This window comes from Kumtagia sp., from assembly GCF_059502445.1.
On sequence record NZ_JCACER010000074.1, the window covers coordinates 10,589 to 26,519 of the forward strand.

Below are 15,931 nucleotides of genomic sequence, written 5' to 3' on the forward strand. Positions count from 1 at the left end.
GGAGCCGCCTTTCCGCGGATCGCGGATAGATCGCTTGCCGGTGCCGCAGGGCTGTCCCCGCCGATCCGAAGCGCTATCATGATCGAAAATCACAACGCGAGGAGAGACCATGGCACGGGAAAAGCTCGACGAAGCGGCGATCCGCCAGGCACTGGCCGGACTGGAGGGCTGGACGCTCGCGGCCGACGGCGCTTCGATCAACCGCACGTTCGTCTTCAGGAACTTCAGCGAGGCCTTCGCCTTCATGACGCGCACAGCGCTCGCCGCCGAAAAGCTCGATCATCACCCCGACTGGTCGAATGTCTACAAGACTGTCGAGGTGAAGCTGAACACCCACGATGCCGGCGGGTTGACGGCGCTCGACTTCGATCTGGCCGGGAAGATGAACCGTTTCGCCGCCGGCTGACGCAAAAGCCCTTGCAGGGCGGGCAGTGCTTTCCCACATCTTTCGGGGAAGGGAGAAAGCGCAGATGGCGACGTTGAACAGCCAGGATGGAATAGCCCAGGAGCAGACGGTACGCGAAAAGTTCTGGCAGACCGCCAGGAAGGCGGCCGCGCAGGTTCCGTTCATGGACGAGGTGGTCGCCGGCTACTATTGCGCCATGGACAAGGAAACACCGCTCAAGACCAAGGGCATCCTGTTCGCGGCGCTGGCCTACTTCGTGCTGCCCGCCGACACCATCCCCGACGTCTTCTTCGGCCTGGGCTTCACCGACGACATCGCCGTGCTGACTGCGGCCTTGGCGGCAGTCCGCGCCCAGCTGAAGCCGGCGCACCGGCTTGCCGCCCGCGAGACCCTGCACAACATTTCGTGATTTTCCTCTGCCGTCGACGGAATTTGCGCCGGAAGGCGGCGGCTTCCGGCGATGCTCCGCGTCACGGCAGCCGGCCGCGGTCACAAGCAGGCGCAAAAAGTCAAACTGCTGCCGTTTTTGTTGTCTTGAACCTGCCCAGGGACAAAAACGGAACCTGCAAAGGGTCCGGAACAAGGTTGGCGGTGGTGCTGGATGGCGAGGGCCGTTTTTCGCGGACGTTCACCATTTCGTAACCCTGACTAATTCAAAATTAAACGAACGGGCCGGGCTGCAAAACCCGGCCTGCTCCCGCAATTCCAGCGGAATGAACAAGACGGTGAAAAGATGCGCGGATTGATAGCAGCGGTTTCGGGCCTGATCCTTGTCGCGGGTGCGATGCCGGCCCTTGCCCAGTCGGCCACCAAGATCGGCCAGCACAATGCATGGGGCACCTACAGCTATCAGGCCGGCAACGGCAAGGTCTGCTACGTGCTGACCGTGCCGACGGAGAAGCAGCCGCCTTCGCTCGATCACGGCGACATCTTCTTCTTCGTCAGCCAGCGTCCCGGCCAGCAGGTGAGCTATGAGCCGCAATTCATCGCCTCCTACAATTTCCAGGAGAACTCCAAGGTCCAGGTGACGGTCGGCAGCAAGACCTTCTCAATGTTCACCAAGGGCAAGTCGGCCTGGGTGGAGAACGCCGCCGAGGAGCCGGCGCTGATCGCCGCCATGAGAGGCGGCGCCGACATGAAGGTCGCGGCCAAGTCGGGGCGCGGCAACGCCACCGGCTACACCTTCTCGCTCAAGGGCATCTCGGCGGCACTGTCGTCGATCGCCAACTGCAAGTAGAGGCAGTTGCGTCGGAAGAGATCGATCCGGCGATCCTCCACGCCGTCGCGTCCTGCTGGCAAAGGTAGGCGACCTGAAGCGGTGATCTGGCAAGCCGGGCGGTGACGATGCGGGCAGGCCATGTCGGCGGGCCGTGACGCGGGCCGCCGGCCGTGCTATGGGCGCGGCGGATCGCTTTGAATTTTCTTCGGCATCCCCATATAGGCTTGCCATGACGCTCACCCTCGACCTCACCGCGCCGGAACGGCGCGACGCACTCCGCACCCGTCCGGCGCTTGCCGAAAAGCCGTCGCTGGTCGGGCTGACGCGCGCCGAGATGGCCGAGGCACTGGTCGCCGCCGGCATCGTTCCGGAGCGGCAGGCCAGGATGCGCGTGCAGCAGCTCTGGCATTGGCTCTATGTGCGCGGCGTCTCCGACTTCGCCGACATGTTCAACATCTCCAAGGACCTGCGCGCGACGCTCGCCCGGCACTTCACCATCGCCCGCCCGGAGATAGTCGAGGAGCAGATATCCAACGACGGCACCCGCAAGTGGCTGTTCCGCTTCCCGCCGCGCGGCGCCGGCCGGCCGGTCGAGATCGAGACCGTGTACATACCCGAGGAAGGCCGCGGCACGCTCTGCATCTCCAGCCAGGTCGGCTGCACGCTGACCTGCTCCTTCTGCCACACCGGCACGCAGAAGCTGGTGCGCAATCTCACTGCCGAGGAGATCCTGGCGCAGCTGCTGACGGCCCGCGACCGGCTGGGCGACTTCCCCGACCGCGACACGCCGGACGGCGCCATCGTGCCGGCGGAAGGCCGCAAGATCTCCAACATCGTCATGATGGGCATGGGCGAGCCGCTCTACAATTTCGAGGCGGTCAAGAAGGCGCTGCTGATCGCGTCGGACGGTGACGGCCTGTCGCTGTCGAAGCGCCGCATCACGCTGTCGACCTCCGGCGTCGTGCCGGAGATCGCCCGCACCGGCGCCGAGATCGGCGTGATGCTGGCGATCTCGCTGCACGCCACCAATGACGACCTGCGCGACCTGCTGGTGCCGATCAACAAGAAATACCCGCTGAAGGAGCTGATGGCGGCCTGCCGCGCCTATCCCGGCCTGTCCAACGCGCGGCGCATCACCTTCGAATATGTGATGCTGAAGGACGTCAACGATTCGCTCGACGACGCCCGCGCGCTCGTGCATCTGCTCAAGGGCATTCCGGCCAAGATCAACCTGATCCCGTTCAACCCGTGGCCGGGCACCAACTACCAGTGCTCCGACTGGGAGACGATCGAGCGTTTCGCCGACTTCATCAACAATGCCGGCTACGCCTCGCCGATCCGCACGCCGCGCGGCCGCGACATCCTCGCCGCCTGCGGCCAGCTCAAGTCGGAATCGGAGCGCATGAAGAAGACCGAGCGGCTGGCGCTGGAGGCGATGATGATCGCCGGCCACGGCGACTAAGCGCGGCTCCTTGGCGAGCGTCCTCACCCTCCTGCTGCGCCTTCTGGTGATGGTGGTCGGCTATGCAGCCGCCAGCCTGGCGGCGAGCGCCTTCCTGCATCTCACCATCCTCGGAGCCCAGGGCTTCACCACCGAGGAGGCGCATTGGGTGGCGCTCGGCTCGATCTATTTCTCGATTCCCTTCGTCGCGCTGTTCGTCGCCTACTACGCCTTCCTGCCAGCGGCGGTGGCGGTCGTGCTCGCCGAATATGTCGGCCGGCGCGACTGGCTCACCTATGCGCTCGCCGGGGCGGCCGTAGGCCTCGCAGCCGCCGGCATGCTCTGGCAGTCGGGCGCGACGGTCGTCGATCGCGACGCTACCGACCTCACGGCCAATCCGATGCTGGCCGGCCCGCGTCTTCTGGCGCTGCTGATCGGCGCCGGCATGTGCGGAGGGCTGGGCTACTGGCTCATCGCCGGACGCTCCGCCGGCGGCTGGCGGGCCGGCACCTGAACCGCGCCGGCGCCGGAACCCGTTCGACCGCCGACGATCAGCTATTGCTCAGAATGACGTGGCGATAGCCCCGCTCTATCAGCAGTCCCAGAGCCAGCACGACGCTGGAAAAGATCAGCACGTAGGACTTGTCCAGCAGCGGGTCGTAGGTGACGTAGGTCGCCGTGCGCAGCCACTCGACGCAATGCAGAACCGGATTCCACCAGATGATGGCTTGCACCCAGGGTGGCATGAGGATGGGGACGTAGAAAATCCCCGAGAGAAACAGCAGCGGTAACCGGATCAGCGGCCATATGCGCTCCCAGGTCGCCGACAGCGCCGCCATCACCGCGTTGAACACACCCATGCTGGCGGAAAGCAGCACGAGCGCGGAAGTCGCCTCGAAGAACCGGTCGAAATGCACGATCACCTTCTGCTCGGACCATGCCGCGAGCAACCCGAAAAAGATCACCCAGACGACGAACATCACCATCGTCTCGAGGCATATCCGCGCCGCGATGATGTCGAACGGCTTCACCGGCGGATAGGCGAGCAAGGCGCGGTTGGCCGTCAGGGACGCCTGCGCCCGCGTCGCGATCGAACTGAAGGTTCTGAACACCAGAATGCCGGTCAGGAGGAACAGCGCCATGTTCTGGCCGAAGGGAACACGCGTTTCCAGAAAGAAGCGCAGCATCAGGAATCCGGCCAAAAAGAGGATCGGCTCCAGAAGCACCCAGACCAGGCCGAACCGGTTGCGGCCGAAGCGCGTCTTGATGTCGCGCAGGATCATGGCCGTGATGACCCGGCTCATGCCGCCGATCTGCGTGGCCCAGGTGTTGGTTCTGACAAGGTCCTGCATGCGGAGTGATACTGATCGCAATTCGGTCTATTTGATGGTGGCTGAGCGGCCTGCCGGGCGACCTCTATCAGACTCGGCCGCCCTCTCAAAGACCCCGTGTTCCCGCGGGGTTCGGCAGGTCGACCTCCGAGCCATGGCACCGGCGCACACGGGCCGGCAAGGGCCCGCATCGAACGACAGACGAAAACAGTCCTTTGAGCCCGGCGCCAATCGCATTAAAAGGCCGGTCGAGGATTGCCGGTTTCCGGAGACGGAACGAAAGCGCACAACCGGCATCGAGCGCGATTCGGCAAAAGAGGACGATCCCCATGAAATTCTTCGTCGACACGGCGGACGTGAAGGAAATCCGCGAACTCAACGATCTCGGCCTGCTGGACGGCGTCACTACCAATCCCTCGCTGATCCTGAAGGCCGGCCGCAACATCGCCGAGGTCACCAAGGAGATCTGCGATATCGTCGACGGCCCGGTCTCGGCCGAGGTCACCGCCATCGAATATTCGGAGATGATGCGGGAAGCCAAGGCGCTCGCCAAGATCGCCGACAATGTCTGCATCAAGGTGCCGCTGACGCTGGACGGGCTGAAGGCCTGCAAGGCGATCACTTCGGAGGGCCGGCAGGTCAACGTCACCCTTTGCTTCTCCGCGACCCAGGCGCTGCTCGCCGCCAAGGCTGGCGCGACCTTCATCTCGCCCTTCATCGGCCGCCTCGACGACACCGGCATCGACGGCATGGAGCTGATCGCCGAGATCCGCACCATCTACGACAACTACGATTTCAAGACCGAGATCCTGGCGGCCTCGATCCGCACGGTGAACCACGTCAAGCAGGCCGCGATCATCGGCGCCGACGTGGCGACGGTGCCGCCGGCGACGCTGAAGGCGCTGGTCAAGCACCCGCTGACCGACAAGGGGCTGGAGCAGTTCCTCGCCGACTGGGCCAAGACCGGCCAGCAGATCGGCTGACGCGGCCGGCTTCCGCCGGACTGATCAGGGGAGATGCGGGAAGGGCCGGCGGCGACGCTGGCCCTTTTTTGTGGAGGCGCTGCGGAGGCCGGGCATCCGCGCCGGCGATGCCTGGGCCAATTGCCGGACACGCCCGGATATTGCGCCCGGCCGCCGCCATGTCCTAAACCGCTTCGTTCAGCGAAGGCGGCGACATGATTGAGCTCTGGATCCCGATCACCATCGGCGCCGCCTTCCTGCAGAACCTGCGCTCGGCGTTCCAGAAGCACCTCAAGGGCGTGATGGGCACCACCGGCGCCACCTTCGTGCGCTTCGGCTTCGGCGTTCCCTTCGCGCTGGCCTTCGTGGCCTTGCTGCATTTCGGTCGCGGCGATCCGCTGCCGGCGGCGAACCAGGAATTCCTCGTCTGGGCGGCCGTCGGCGGGCTGGCGCAGATCGCGGCGACCTTCCTGCTGGTACACCTGTTCTCGTTCCGCAACTTCGCCGTCGGCACCGCCTACTCTCGCACGGAGCCGGCGCAGGCGGCGTTGTTCGGCCTGCTCTTCCTGGGCGAGGGCGTGACGCCGGGCGCGCTGACGGCCATCGGCATCAGCGTTTTCGGCGTCATGCTGATCTCGGTCGCGCATGTGTCGATCACCGCCCGCTCGCTGGTGACCTCGATGTTTGCCCGCACCGCCCTGATCGGTCTGGCCTCTGGCACGGCCTTCGGCGTATCGGCCGTCGCCTATCGCGCCGCCTCGCTGGCGCTGGGCGGGCCGAACTTCCTGATGCAGGCGGCCTATACGCTGAGCGTCGTGATCGTGCTGCAGACGGTCGTCATGCTCGTCTGGATGGTCTGGCGCGAGCGAGCCGAGTTCGATCGCATCGCCAGGGCATGGAAGCCGTCGCTGTTCGTCGGGCTGGTCGGCGCCTCGGCCTCCTTCGGCTGGTTCGCCGCCATGACCCTGCAGCAGGCGGCGGTCGTCAAGGCGCTGGCCCAGGTCGAGATGATCTTCACCTTCGCCTCCTCGGTCTTCTTCTTCCGCGAGAAGATCAACCGGCTGGAAGTCGCCGGCTGCGTGCTGATCGTTTGCGGAATCTTAACCTTGCTTGCGATCGGCTGAGCCGGCCAGCCGCCGGACCCCATGATCTGGCACGGCTTTCGCTTTTTCTTCAGCAAGTGTCCCACCTTGTAGAAGAGACACCACGATCATCGAACCTCGTGGGAAAGAGATCATGAGCCCCCAACAGACTTCTCCCAAGGTGAAGCGCCGCACTGTGCTTCAGGTGCTTCTGTCCATACCTGCCCTCGCGCTCTTCCGCGAGCATGCCGTGCCGGCCGCGGAGCCGCCCGCGGACGAATTCGTCGAGATCAATGGCTGGATCCTGAAGAGGAGCGACCTGGCATGATCTTCGACAGTTTCGAGAGCTTCCGCTCCAACGGCTTCAAGCCGAAAGTCATCGTCATCGGCTCCGGCCCGGCCGGCGTCACCATCGCCCGCAAGCTCGGTGCCGCCGGCATCCCGGTCGCCATCTTCGAGGCCGGGGCCGCCGACTACACCGAGGAATCGCAGGATTTCTACAAGGGCACCACCGTCGGCGACCCTTATTTCGACCTCGACGTGACGCGGCTGCGCCATCTCGGCGGCTGCTCCAACCACTGGGCCGGCTGGTGCCGGGTCATGGACGCCGTCGATTTCGAACCCAAGGCGTGGGTGCCGGATACCGGCTGGCCGATACGGCGCACCGACATCGAGCCTTATCTCGACGAGGTCCACGACATCCTCGATCTTGTCCCGTTCCGGGACGACGTCCCGATTTCTGACGACATCCGCTGGGTGCAGCTCATCAAGAGCCCGGCCGTGCGCTTCGGCGAGAAATTCGGGCCGGAGATCGAGGCGAGCAAGGCGATCGCGCTGGTGCTCGACACCTACGTCACCGAACTGCAGGGCGACGGCAGCAAGATCACCGGCGCAAAGATCTGGTCGGCCGGCCGCGACCAGGGCGTCGCCACGGCGGACTACTATCTGCCCTGCACCGGCGGCCTGGAGAACTCGCGCCTGCTGCTGTGGTCGAACGAGCGCTCCAGCGGCGGCGTCGTGCCGCATGCGGAAGCGCTCGGCAGATACTGGATGGAGCACCCGCAGTTCGAGGGCGGCAACGCCATCATGAACAATCCGGACCAGTTCGAGATGGACGACGTCTCGGAGGCGTTCTTCTCGCCATCGCTGCAGGCGATGCGAGAGCGGCAGATCATGAATTTCGGTGTCCGCTTCATCAAGATGCCGTATCACGGCGCCAAGTGGCTGGTCGCCGAACTGGCCTGCCTCGCGCCGGAAACCGCCGAATGGACGGCGGAGAGCATCGGCGCCAAGCTGCGCTGCGCCGCCCAGCTCTATGTCGGCTGGGAGCAGTCGCCGCGCGCCGACAACCGCGTCGCGCTGTCGGCTTCCGCGCGCGACGCGCTCGGCATCCCGCGCATCGAGCTGCACTGGAAGAAGAGCGAGCTGGAGCACCGGACCCTGCTGGAGGGCCTGCGCCTGTTCGGCGAGACGCTCGCCGCCAAGAACTACGGACGGGTGCGCATCGCCGACTGGGTGCTGAACGGCGATTCCTATCCCACCGACCAGGAACTCGCCGGCCACCACCATATGGGCGGCACCCGCATGGGCGACGACCTGACCAGGAGCGTGGTCGACCGCAACTGCAAGGTGCACGGCATGGAGAACCTCTATGTCGGCGGCTCATCCGTCTTCGCCACGTCGGGCCAGTGCAATCCGACCACGACGATCGTGGCACTCAGCGCCCGGTTGGGCGACCATCTCGTCCGCACCATAGGCCAGAGCGCCATGTTGCGGTGATATAAAGCCCTCTTGCCTGCAGCCGGGTGGCGCGTGCGTGACCCGGCTGCCACCGATTGCCCGGTGTCACCGCTGCGCGGCGCGGTCAAACCGCGGTCCTGCAATCGGCTTTGCTGCGGCCGCGCGGCCTTTACCAAGCTGAAGTGAACATCGCGGAAGTTGATCCGACCCATTTGCATTCCCACCCGAAGCAGTTACTTCTATCGTTCGGTGCCAAATGCCGCGCGGGGGGATCGGGGTGACGACGAGTTCCTGGACATCCGGCTACATCTCGGAAGTGGCCTATACGGCCGGGTTCTATCGCGAGCTCACCCCGGCCATCCTCGATCTTGCGGCGCTGGCGAAATCCGTCACGGCGCAGCCGGCGACGGGTCCGTTCGCCATGTGCGAACTGGGCTGCGGGCGCGGCGTGAGCACCAACGTGCTCGCCGCGGCCAATCCGCATGGCGTGTTCCACGCCACCGACTTCAATCCGACCCATATCGCCGAGGCCCGCGCCCTTGCGGCCGCCGGGGGCATGAAGAACGTCCAGTTCTCCGACTCCAGCTTCGCCGAATTCCTCGAGGATCCGTCCCTTCCGCAGTTCGACATCATCGCGCTGCACGGCATCCTGTCCTGGATCAGCGCGGCCAATCGCGCCACGATCGTCGCCTTCATCGCCAGGCACCTCAAGCCGGGCGGCCTCGCCTACGTATCCTACAACTGCATGCCGGGCTGGGGCGCAGCCGCGCCGCTGCGCCGCCTGATCGCCGAATTCGCCTCGCTGCGCAGCGGCAGCCCGCTGAACCGCTTCGAAAAGTCGATCGAGGCGATCTCGCGGCTGAAGGAGGCCAATGCCCGCTACTTCCAGGCCAGCCCGGCGGTGGGCGAGCGGCTGGAGAAGATGAAGTCGCAGAACAAGAACTATCTCGTCCACGAATTCCTCAACCAGGACTGGAACCCGTTCTACCACAAGGACGTGGCGGCCGAGATGGCGGAGGCGAAGCTGACCTTCCTCGGCTCCGCCCATCTGCTCGACCATGTCGATGCGCTGAACCTGACCGAGGCGCAGCGCACCTTCCTCAACGAGATCGAGGATCCGGAGCTGCGCGAGACGACGCGCGACTACATGGTCAACCAGCAGTTCCGGCGCGACATCTTCGTCAAGGGCGCCGTGCCGCTCGGCTTCTTCACCGCGCGCGAGCGCTGGCAGGAGATGCGCTTCGCGCTGTCCATCGGCCGCCCCGACATGCCGGCCAAGGTGAACGGCTCGCTCGGCGAGGCGGCGATGCAGCCGGAGGTCTACGGCCCGTTCCTCGACGCGCTGGCCTCCGGCCCCAAGACGTTGCGCAGCATGCAGGCCATTCCCGCGATCGCCGAGCTCGGCTGGGCGCGCACCATACAGGCGCTGCTGGTTCTGGTCGGCTCGGGCCACGTGCATCCCTGCCTCGACGAGAAGGGCGACGCCAGGCGACGCGAGTCGACGCGCCGCTTCAACCGCGCGGTGATGGAGCAGGCCCGCCACTCGCACGACATCCAGGCGCTGGCCTCGCCCGTCACCGGCGGCGGCGTCAACGTCGACCGCTTCGAGCAGCTCTTTCTTCTTGCACGCCAGAACAAGCAGCCGGACCCGCCGGCGCTGGTCTGGCAGACGCTGAGCACGCTCGGCCAGCGGCTCATCCGCGACGGCCAGGCGATCGCAACGCCGGAGGAGAATCTCGCCGAATTGCGGACGCGCTATGAAACCTTCGCCGACAAGCGGCTGCCCGTGCTGGAACAGCTCGGTATCGCCTGACGGCCTCCAGCGGGTGATGGCATGCGACGAATTCTGACGGCTGCCGCGGCTCTCCTGGCCGCCACCGGCGCTGTGGCCGAGCCGCGCTACGAGATCACCGGCTGGACCTGCGCCCGCATCAAGCAGGTGGTTGCCCAGAACGGCGCCGTGATCCTGCGCTATCGGTCGTCGCGCATCGCCGGCCTGCCGCTTTACGATCGCTATGTCTCGGATGCGCGTTTCTGCGATCCCGGCCAGATCATCGCCTATGCCAGTGTCCCGGCCGCCGACGACAGGTCCTGCCCGGTGCGCAAATGCCGGGAGATCGAGCGGCCCGATCCGCGCTGACAGCGGAACGGCAAGGGTATTCGGCTGCCGTTCCGCGTTGGTCACCGCGCGGGATCGATGATCGACCATTCCCGCGCCGCGACCAAGACGTTAAGTGATCGGCTGGGCTGCCCGGCCTCTGACGGCGGACGTCCGCGCGAATTCGAGCTGGGGTGCGATGTCGTCGATCGAATCCCTGACTGCAAGCAGCTTCTGCTTGGCCTGTCGTCCCGTGGGGTCAGCGGTTTCCATCGCAAGGTAGAGTGTCGAGCCCCCGCCTGCCCGCGGCGCAATATGCGTAACCTGGTCCAGCGAAACCAGCAGAGTGTTGCCTTCCTTGTTGGACTTCAGCCTGATCCACATTCCAATATTTCTCCTCTCCACACGAATTGAGGTTCACCGCCCTGAGCAAATCAAAAAGCAACGTGACCTTGGTGCGGCTTACACGCTTCGGTAGGCGATGTCTTCTTGGTCACAACCAATTTACCGGCTGTGTAGGACTTGCCCGCATACAGCGTTGCACTCTGTCGACCTTGACCGAACAGGCACCCTCGTCATGCGGGAGGCGATTGACACTCGCGCACCATCCCTGCCGAGGCGTTCATCGGCGTGTGCGGAAGCGGACTTGTGACGAGCGGGCCCGAAGCTAACGGGGCCGCGACTACATCGGAACGGCAAGCGACATCGCCCGCCGTTCCGCGTTCGGCGCGCAGGGGCCGGTGGCCGTTTCCGAGCCGCGACCGCGAGCTAGGCCGCGCGGCTCCTGACGGAGGAGAGCCCGGCAAACTCGAGTTGGGGCGCGATGTCGTCGATCGAATCCCTGACTGCCAGCAGCCTCTGCTTGGGCTGTCGTCCCGTGGGGTCAGCGGTTTCCATCGCAAAGTAGAGCGTGGAGCCTCCGCCCGCCCGCGGTGCAATATGCGTAACCTGGTCCAAGGAAACCAGCAGAGTGTTGCCTTCCTTGTTGGACTTCAGCCTGATCCACATTCGGTATCTCCTGTCGACAGGCCCCCCGCGCACCAAAGCTAATGCCAAGCGAATGTGACCTCGGTACGACGCATCACACGCCTGAGTAGACGAAAGTTGCATATCCACAACTTTTGCGGAGCCTGAGCGGCGCCCAAACCCGACACGCGCGGATGACGACGCGAGATGAGACGTAACGGACCCGGTGGTCGGCCAGTTATCGATGGGTATTTCGGGGAGTCGAAGGAGAAAACCGTATGGTGGAGCTGAGGGGGATCGAACCCCTGACCTCGTCATTGCGAACGACGCGCTCTCCCAGCTGAGCTACAGCCCCATCCGACGGTTGGCGGTGTTATGGCAGAGCCGCGGCGGCTGTCAAGCAGGACAAGATCGCCGCCGCTGGATTGTTTTGCCGGGAAGACGGCTGATCCCGCCGGGGGCATGTGCCGCCGGCGCCGGGCTTGCCATGCATATGGCCTCGGCGCCGCCACGACAGGCACGGGCTTGTCGGCACTCCGGCCAGTGGCTAAATGTCGGGCGTCACAGGAGACTGTCTATGCTCGCCCTCATCCAGACGCTGGATCTCGCTCTCGGAATCTACTGGTGGTTGCTGATCGCGTCGGCGATCTTTTCCTGGCTGTACGCATTCAACGTGGTCAACCCGCGCAACCAGTTCGTCGGCACCGTCGGCAACTTCCTGTTCCGCATCACCGAGCCGGTGCTTGCACCGATAAGGCGGCTGCTGCCCGATCTCGGCGGCATCGACATCTCGCCGATCATCGTGCTGCTGATCATCTTCTTCCTGCGCCAGTTCCTGTGGACGACCATCGCGCCGCTGGTCGTCTGACAGGAACGCCATGGCCGGCTTCTTCCGGGAGCGCGGCGGAGGGCTCGAGCTGTTCGTGCGCCTGACGCCGAAGGCGGCCGCCGACCGGATCGACGGCATCGAGACCGGCGACGACGGGCGCAGCCATCTTGCAATCCGCGTGCGAGCGCTGCCGGAGAGGGGCGCCGCCAACGCCGCCCTCGAGCGCCTGCTCGCCGAAACGCTCGGCCTGCCGCGCTCCAAGGTGAGCGTCGTCGCCGGCCACACCGCCCGGCTGAAAACGGTGCGGCTGAACGCCGGCGCCGATTTCGTGCTGAACGGGCTGGGCGGGCGGACGACCGGAGGCTGATCCCGCGCGCTGCCGCCGGTTTTCTTTCGGCCGCGCCTGCACTACGCTTGCCTGGACCCTGCGGAGCGAGCAGTCGATGCGGAAGCTTGCCATCTCGATCATCCTCGCCGGGCTCGGCCAGCCTGCCGGGGCGGCCGAGATCCGCAGCGACTATACCGAGATCGACATCGCGCAGGACTGCGCCACCTTCGAGGCCGGCGAGGCCGACTTCGCCAGCCTGGTCTGTCCCGGCTGGCGCGGCTACCCGGTGCTCTACTACCTCGGCGACCTGCGCGAATCCGTCTTCTACGGCTTCCCGCCTTCCGGAGCCGGGCATGTCTGGGAGAGCTTCTCCGCCTTCAATTCGACCGGACCGACGATCGAGTGGCGCATCGAGACCGAGGGCGAGCGCGAGATACCGATCGCAACCATCCATCGCTGGTTCGTCAGCAGCGACCCGGACAATCCCGACGAGAAGATCGAGGTTCTTGCGGTGGAGAAGGTTGGTCAGGTCAGCGAGGCCGACGGCTGCACGGTCGGCCTGGTGATGGCGAGCGGCAATGCCAAGGCCAACGAGACGGCGCGCCGCATCGCCGACGAGCAGGCGCGGCAGTTCGCCTGCGGCGCCGACGAGCGCGTGCTGGTCGGCGACGGCCTGCCGGAATTCGACCGTCAGGAGAATTGAGGCGGCGCGGAGCTGCCCCCAGCCATGTGGCAGCGTGGATCGCGAGCCGTCGATCGCTTTGGAGGATACTAACCCTTCACCCTGGCGGCCCGCTCCATGGCTTCCGAGATCATCTGCCTGGCGCGGTCGGCGTCGTGCCAGCCGCCGATCTTGACCCACTTGCCGGGCTCCAGATCCTTATAGTGCTGGAAGAAATGCGCCACCTGGTCGAGCGTGATCTGCGGCAGGTCGGTGTAGTTGCGCACCTTCTCGTAGCGCTTGGTGAGATGCGGCGACGGCACGGCGATCACCTTCTCGTCCTCCCCGGCATTGTCCTCCATCACCAGCACGCCGATTGGCCGCACGTTGATGACGCAGCCCGGAATGAGTTCGCGCGTGTTGCAGACGAGCACGTCGATCGGGTCGCCGTCGCCCGACAGGGTGTGCGGGACGAAGCCGTAATTGCCGGGGTAGCGCATCGGCGTGTACAGGAAGCGGTCGACGAACAGCGTTCCCGCCTCCTTGTCCATCTCGTATTTGATGGGCTCGCCGCCGACCGGCACCTCGATGACGACGTTCACGTCCTCGGGCGGATTCTTGCCCGTGGGGATGGCTTCGATACGCATGGCTGGTTCCCGTTGAACTCGGCTTGATCTCGGCCTTCCGATAGCCGGCTAGCCGGCCGGGCGCAACTGGTGAGGACGGCAGCGGCGGCCGCCGGGCCGGTCAGTCCCAGACAAAGGCTATCTTCTTCAGCGCCTTCTGGTCGAATATCTCGACGCCCTCGGCGGCGTCGCGCCCGCCCGCGCCCGCGTAGAAGCCGACGGCGTTGCCGTTGTCTTCCAGTGCCCACACCACGAGGCCCCTGAGACCGTGGCCGGCGAGACGCCTGCGCGCCTCGGCGAACAGCCGGCTGCCGAGGCCGACGCCCTGATACTCCGGCTTGAGGTAGAGCTCGTAGATTTCGCCCTGCTGCGGCAGTTCGCGCGCCCGGTTGCGCCCGATCGTCGCATAGCCGGCGACTTTGCCGCCGATCTCGACCACCAGCACGCTGGCGGCGCGGCGGATGGCATTGGCCCACCAGTCGCTGCCGCGCCGGTTGACCATCCTGGTCAGCGCCTTGTGCGGAATGATGCCGGCATAGGCACCCATCCACGCCTCATGATGCACCTCGGCGATGGCCACGGCGTCGCGCGGCTCGGCCTTGCGGATATCGATGGTGAGGGTGCTCATGATGGTTAACATTAGCCTGCCCGCCGGCCATTGCAAGCGACGGCGATTCACGGACGCGTCAGCGCCGGGTCGGCGTGTCAGATTTCCACAAGATGATCGTCGAGCTCGTTGTCGTCGGCCTCGCCGCGCGGAAAGTGGCGCGCCAGGAGAACGCCGACCGCCGCGACCGCAGCGACGAATCCGTCGGTGAGCCGGTCGTCGCGGGCATGCGCCACGAGGTCGGCGACGATGCCGTTCCAGCTCTCCTGCTCGACCTCGGCGTTGATGCCGGAGTCGGCGACGACCTCGGCATAGCGCTCGGCGAGCGACACGAAGATGAGCACGCCGGTGCGCGCCGTGGTGATGTGGACGTTGCGCGCCAGGAACTGCTTCAGCGCATTGTCGTGGGCGCGCTGGTAGCGCAGCCGCCGCGGCACGAAGTGGATGCGCAGGCCGGGAAGGAGGAGCAGGACCAGCCAGGCGGCGGCGAGCGCCAGCACGACGGCCGACCAGAACACCGGCAGGCGCAGGCTGACCCACCAGAACTCCAGCAGGAACGCCAGGATGACACCGACCAGCACGATGCCCAGGGTGACGAAGAAGGCGGCGGGATAGAAATAGGGATCGCTGGACCGGGCGACGACGCAGTAGATCTCGCCCGCCGTGTCGGCCTCGGCGGCGCGGATCGCCGCGACGATGCGGTCATGGTCGGGAGCGCTCAGCGTGTTGGTCATCTCACCAGCTCCCCGAGGATCCACCGCCGCCGGACGATCCGCCTCCGCCGGAAAAGCCGCCGCCTCCCGAGGACCACCCGCCTCCACCGCGCCCGGAAGACCAGCCGCCCGAACCGGTCGACCAGCCGCCGCGCCGCGACGAGCCCCCTCCTCCGACTGTGATGTCCATGCCGAGCCAGCGATAACGGTTCGGCCCGATCTTCCGGCCGAAGATCGGCGGCAGGATCGCCATCGCCATGCCGCCGAAGAACAGCGTCGCCCACAGCGCTATGAAGAGGATGAAGATCCAGTCGACCTCGCTGTTCTCGCTCTGCTGGTTGCGCTTGGCGCGCGCCTCGAGTTCCGCCGCATTGCCCTCCAGCACCATGATGATGTCGTCGACCGCCCGCGAGATGCCGCCGGAAAAGTCACCGGCGCGGAACGCCGGCACCATCGTGTTCTCGATGATCAGCCGGGAGTGCAGGTCGGTCAGCGTGCCCTCCAGCCCGTAGCCGACCTCGATGCGCATCTTGCGGTCGGATTTTGCGACGAGCAGCAGGATGCCGTTGTCCTCGCCCGCCTGGCCCAGCCCCCAGGCGCGGAACAGGCGGTTGGCGTAGGGCTCGATCGCCTCGCCGTCGAGGCTGTCGACGGTCGCCACCACGATCTGGTCCGACGATCGCTTCTCGAACGCCTCCAGCTTCTGCACCAGCGCCGCCCGGGTGGCCGCGTCGATCATGCCGGCGTCGTCGACGACCCGTCCGGTGAGTTTTGGAAGCTCGGCGGTGAAGGAAGAGAGGGTGAAGAGGAGAAGGATTGCTATTGTTGCGGGGAGGATGCTCGGCCATCCGTCTCCGGAGAAGCATACGCCCCTTCGCACCCCCCTCTGTCCTGCCGGACATCTCCCCCGCAAGGGGGGAGA

The 15,931-nt window shown here is 65.8% G+C and carries 21 protein-coding genes and 1 tRNA gene; 14 read left to right on the forward strand and 8 right to left on the reverse strand.

The window, feature by feature from the left end; translation table 11 throughout:
• Positions 1-109 precede the first annotated feature (109 nt).
• The 5 genes from AC5JDC_RS19635 (at position 110) to AC5JDC_RS19655 (ending at position 3,580) form a co-directional block, all read left to right on the forward strand.
• Positions 110-406, forward strand: coding sequence for a 4a-hydroxytetrahydrobiopterin dehydratase (locus AC5JDC_RS19635; RefSeq protein ID WP_495843832.1), 297 nt, complete (start codon positions 110-112; stop codon positions 404-406).
• A 64-nt stretch (positions 407-470) separates the two neighbouring features.
• The gene (locus tag AC5JDC_RS19640; RefSeq protein WP_106772931.1) at positions 471-815 is read left to right on the forward strand and encodes a YkvA family protein; all 345 of its coding nucleotides are present in this window, start codon (positions 471-473) and stop codon (positions 813-815) included.
• A gap of 324 nt (positions 816-1,139) precedes the next feature.
• Positions 1,140-1,643 (forward strand): invasion associated locus B family protein, encoded by a 504-nt coding sequence (locus tag AC5JDC_RS19645; RefSeq protein ID WP_106772932.1) that lies wholly within the window; start codon positions 1,140-1,142, stop codon positions 1,641-1,643.
• A gap of 211 nt (positions 1,644-1,854) precedes the next feature.
• A complete protein-coding gene (gene rlmN / locus AC5JDC_RS19650; protein ID WP_495843834.1) occupies positions 1,855-3,087 on the forward strand; it encodes a dual-specificity RNA methyltransferase RlmN in 1,233 nt (410 codons plus the stop codon).
• A 10-nt stretch (positions 3,088-3,097) separates the two neighbouring features.
• The gene (locus tag AC5JDC_RS19655; protein WP_495843836.1) at positions 3,098-3,580 is read left to right on the forward strand and encodes a hypothetical protein; all 483 of its coding nucleotides are present in this window, start codon (positions 3,098-3,100) and stop codon (positions 3,578-3,580) included.
• A gap of 37 nt (positions 3,581-3,617) precedes the next feature.
• On the opposite strand, the gene AC5JDC_RS19660 is transcribed toward AC5JDC_RS19655, so the two are convergent.
• Positions 3,618-4,349, reverse strand: a complete 732-nt coding sequence (locus tag AC5JDC_RS19660; RefSeq protein ID WP_495843839.1) for an ABC transporter permease — start codon at positions 4,347-4,349, stop codon at positions 3,618-3,620.
• 377 nt (positions 4,350-4,726) lie between these two features.
• Here AC5JDC_RS19660 and fsa point away from each other — a divergent pair, with 377 nt between their 5' ends.
• From fsa to AC5JDC_RS19690, 6 genes are all read left to right on the forward strand, one after another.
• On the forward strand, positions 4,727-5,380 hold the full coding sequence (fsa, locus tag AC5JDC_RS19665) for a fructose-6-phosphate aldolase (protein WP_106772936.1): 654 nt from the start codon (positions 4,727-4,729) through the stop codon (positions 5,378-5,380).
• A gap of 197 nt (positions 5,381-5,577) precedes the next feature.
• Positions 5,578-6,483 (forward strand): EamA family transporter, encoded by a 906-nt coding sequence (locus AC5JDC_RS19670; protein WP_495843865.1) that lies wholly within the window; start codon positions 5,578-5,580, stop codon positions 6,481-6,483.
• A 112-nt stretch (positions 6,484-6,595) separates the two neighbouring features.
• The gene (locus tag AC5JDC_RS19675) at positions 6,596-6,769 is read left to right on the forward strand and encodes a hypothetical protein (RefSeq protein WP_165816082.1); all 174 of its coding nucleotides are present in this window, start codon (positions 6,596-6,598) and stop codon (positions 6,767-6,769) included.
• Entirely contained in the window at positions 6,766-8,220 is a 1,455-nt protein-coding gene (locus AC5JDC_RS19680; protein WP_495843841.1) for a GMC oxidoreductase, read from the forward strand. The genes AC5JDC_RS19675 and AC5JDC_RS19680 overlap by 4 nt, the downstream gene beginning before the upstream one ends.
• 238 nt (positions 8,221-8,458) lie before the next feature.
• Complete coding sequence (locus AC5JDC_RS19685) at positions 8,459-9,994, forward strand: methyltransferase regulatory domain-containing protein (protein WP_495843843.1); 1,536 nt, start codon at positions 8,459-8,461, stop codon at positions 9,992-9,994.
• A 21-nt stretch (positions 9,995-10,015) separates the two neighbouring features.
• Entirely contained in the window at positions 10,016-10,321 is a 306-nt protein-coding gene (locus tag AC5JDC_RS19690) for a hypothetical protein (RefSeq protein WP_495843845.1), read from the forward strand.
• A 90-nt stretch (positions 10,322-10,411) separates the two neighbouring features.
• On the opposite strand, the gene AC5JDC_RS19695 is transcribed toward AC5JDC_RS19690, so the two are convergent.
• The 3 genes from AC5JDC_RS19695 to AC5JDC_RS19705 all read right to left on the reverse strand — a co-directional run bounded on the left by AC5JDC_RS19695 (position 10,412) and on the right by AC5JDC_RS19705 (position 11,600).
• The gene (locus tag AC5JDC_RS19695; RefSeq protein WP_106772940.1) at positions 10,412-10,663 is read right to left on the reverse strand and encodes a hypothetical protein; all 252 of its coding nucleotides are present in this window, start codon (positions 10,661-10,663) and stop codon (positions 10,412-10,414) included.
• 384 nt (positions 10,664-11,047) lie between these two features.
• Positions 11,048-11,287: a hypothetical protein gene (locus tag AC5JDC_RS19700; protein WP_106772941.1), complete on the reverse strand. Its 240-nt coding sequence runs from the start codon at positions 11,285-11,287 to the stop codon at positions 11,048-11,050.
• 237 nt (positions 11,288-11,524) lie between these two features.
• Positions 11,525-11,600: transfer RNA gene (locus tag AC5JDC_RS19705), tRNA-Ala, on the reverse strand.
• Between the two features lie 222 nt (positions 11,601-11,822).
• On the opposite strand from AC5JDC_RS19705, the gene AC5JDC_RS19710 reads away from it, so the two are divergent.
• The 3 genes from AC5JDC_RS19710 to AC5JDC_RS19720 all read left to right on the forward strand — a co-directional run bounded on the left by AC5JDC_RS19710 (position 11,823) and on the right by AC5JDC_RS19720 (position 13,105).
• Positions 11,823-12,113: a YggT family protein gene (locus AC5JDC_RS19710; RefSeq protein ID WP_106772942.1), complete on the forward strand. Its 291-nt coding sequence runs from the start codon at positions 11,823-11,825 to the stop codon at positions 12,111-12,113.
• A gap of 10 nt (positions 12,114-12,123) precedes the next feature.
• Positions 12,124-12,441, forward strand: a complete 318-nt coding sequence (locus AC5JDC_RS19715) for a DUF167 family protein (RefSeq protein ID WP_495843849.1) — start codon at positions 12,124-12,126, stop codon at positions 12,439-12,441.
• 76 nt (positions 12,442-12,517) lie between these two features.
• Positions 12,518-13,105: a hypothetical protein gene (locus tag AC5JDC_RS19720; RefSeq protein ID WP_495843852.1), complete on the forward strand. Its 588-nt coding sequence runs from the start codon at positions 12,518-12,520 to the stop codon at positions 13,103-13,105.
• Between the two features lie 68 nt (positions 13,106-13,173).
• Here AC5JDC_RS19720 and ppa read toward each other — a convergent pair whose 3' ends face one another.
• The 4 genes from ppa to AC5JDC_RS19740 form a co-directional block, all read right to left on the reverse strand.
• Positions 13,174-13,710 carry an inorganic diphosphatase gene (ppa, locus tag AC5JDC_RS19725; protein WP_495843854.1) on the reverse strand — a complete coding sequence of 179 codons (537 nt, stop codon included), beginning with the start codon at positions 13,708-13,710 and terminating at the stop codon, positions 13,174-13,176.
• A gap of 100 nt (positions 13,711-13,810) precedes the next feature.
• Complete coding sequence (locus tag AC5JDC_RS19730; protein WP_106772946.1) at positions 13,811-14,317, reverse strand: GNAT family N-acetyltransferase; 507 nt, start codon at positions 14,315-14,317, stop codon at positions 13,811-13,813.
• A 77-nt stretch (positions 14,318-14,394) separates the two neighbouring features.
• Entirely contained in the window at positions 14,395-15,030 is a 636-nt protein-coding gene (locus AC5JDC_RS19735; protein ID WP_495843857.1) for a TPM domain-containing protein, read from the reverse strand.
• 1 nt (position 15,031) lies between these two features.
• Positions 15,032-15,889 carry a TPM domain-containing protein gene (locus AC5JDC_RS19740; protein ID WP_495843859.1) on the reverse strand — a complete coding sequence of 286 codons (858 nt, stop codon included), beginning with the start codon at positions 15,887-15,889 and terminating at the stop codon, positions 15,032-15,034.
• Positions 15,890-15,931 lie beyond the last annotated feature (42 nt).

What these genes read in the sequence shown, in the direction of transcription:
- AC5JDC_RS19635 (WP_495843832.1), top strand. Translation starts at nt 110, where the DNA reads ATGGCACGGGAAAAGCTCGACGAAGCGGCGATCCGCCAGGCACTGGCC.
- AC5JDC_RS19640 (WP_106772931.1), top strand. Translation starts at nt 471, where the DNA reads ATGGCGACGTTGAACAGCCAGGATGGAATAGCCCAGGAGCAGACGGTA.
- AC5JDC_RS19645 (WP_106772932.1), top strand. Translation starts at nt 1,140, where the DNA reads ATGCGCGGATTGATAGCAGCGGTTTCGGGCCTGATCCTTGTCGCGGGT.
- rlmN (WP_495843834.1), top strand. Translation starts at nt 1,855, where the DNA reads ATGACGCTCACCCTCGACCTCACCGCGCCGGAACGGCGCGACGCACTC.
- AC5JDC_RS19660 (WP_495843839.1), bottom strand. Translation starts at nt 4,349, where the DNA reads ATGATCCTGCGCGACATCAAGACGCGCTTCGGCCGCAACCGGTTCGGC.
- fsa (WP_106772936.1), top strand. Translation starts at nt 4,727, where the DNA reads ATGAAATTCTTCGTCGACACGGCGGACGTGAAGGAAATCCGCGAACTC.
- AC5JDC_RS19675 (WP_165816082.1), top strand. Translation starts at nt 6,596, where the DNA reads ATGAGCCCCCAACAGACTTCTCCCAAGGTGAAGCGCCGCACTGTGCTT.
- AC5JDC_RS19680 (WP_495843841.1), top strand. Translation starts at nt 6,766, where the DNA reads ATGATCTTCGACAGTTTCGAGAGCTTCCGCTCCAACGGCTTCAAGCCG.
- AC5JDC_RS19690 (WP_495843845.1), top strand. Translation starts at nt 10,016, where the DNA reads ATGCGACGAATTCTGACGGCTGCCGCGGCTCTCCTGGCCGCCACCGGC.
- AC5JDC_RS19695 (WP_106772940.1), bottom strand. Translation starts at nt 10,663, where the DNA reads ATGTGGATCAGGCTGAAGTCCAACAAGGAAGGCAACACTCTGCTGGTT.
- AC5JDC_RS19700 (WP_106772941.1), bottom strand. Translation starts at nt 11,287, where the DNA reads ATGTGGATCAGGCTGAAGTCCAACAAGGAAGGCAACACTCTGCTGGTT.
- AC5JDC_RS19710 (WP_106772942.1), top strand. Translation starts at nt 11,823, where the DNA reads ATGCTCGCCCTCATCCAGACGCTGGATCTCGCTCTCGGAATCTACTGG.
- AC5JDC_RS19715 (WP_495843849.1), top strand. Translation starts at nt 12,124, where the DNA reads ATGGCCGGCTTCTTCCGGGAGCGCGGCGGAGGGCTCGAGCTGTTCGTG.
- AC5JDC_RS19720 (WP_495843852.1), top strand. Translation starts at nt 12,518, where the DNA reads ATGCGGAAGCTTGCCATCTCGATCATCCTCGCCGGGCTCGGCCAGCCT.
- ppa (WP_495843854.1), bottom strand. Translation starts at nt 13,710, where the DNA reads ATGCGTATCGAAGCCATCCCCACGGGCAAGAATCCGCCCGAGGACGTG.
- AC5JDC_RS19730 (WP_106772946.1), bottom strand. Translation starts at nt 14,317, where the DNA reads ATGAGCACCCTCACCATCGATATCCGCAAGGCCGAGCCGCGCGACGCC.
- AC5JDC_RS19735 (WP_495843857.1), bottom strand. Translation starts at nt 15,030, where the DNA reads ATGACCAACACGCTGAGCGCTCCCGACCATGACCGCATCGTCGCGGCG.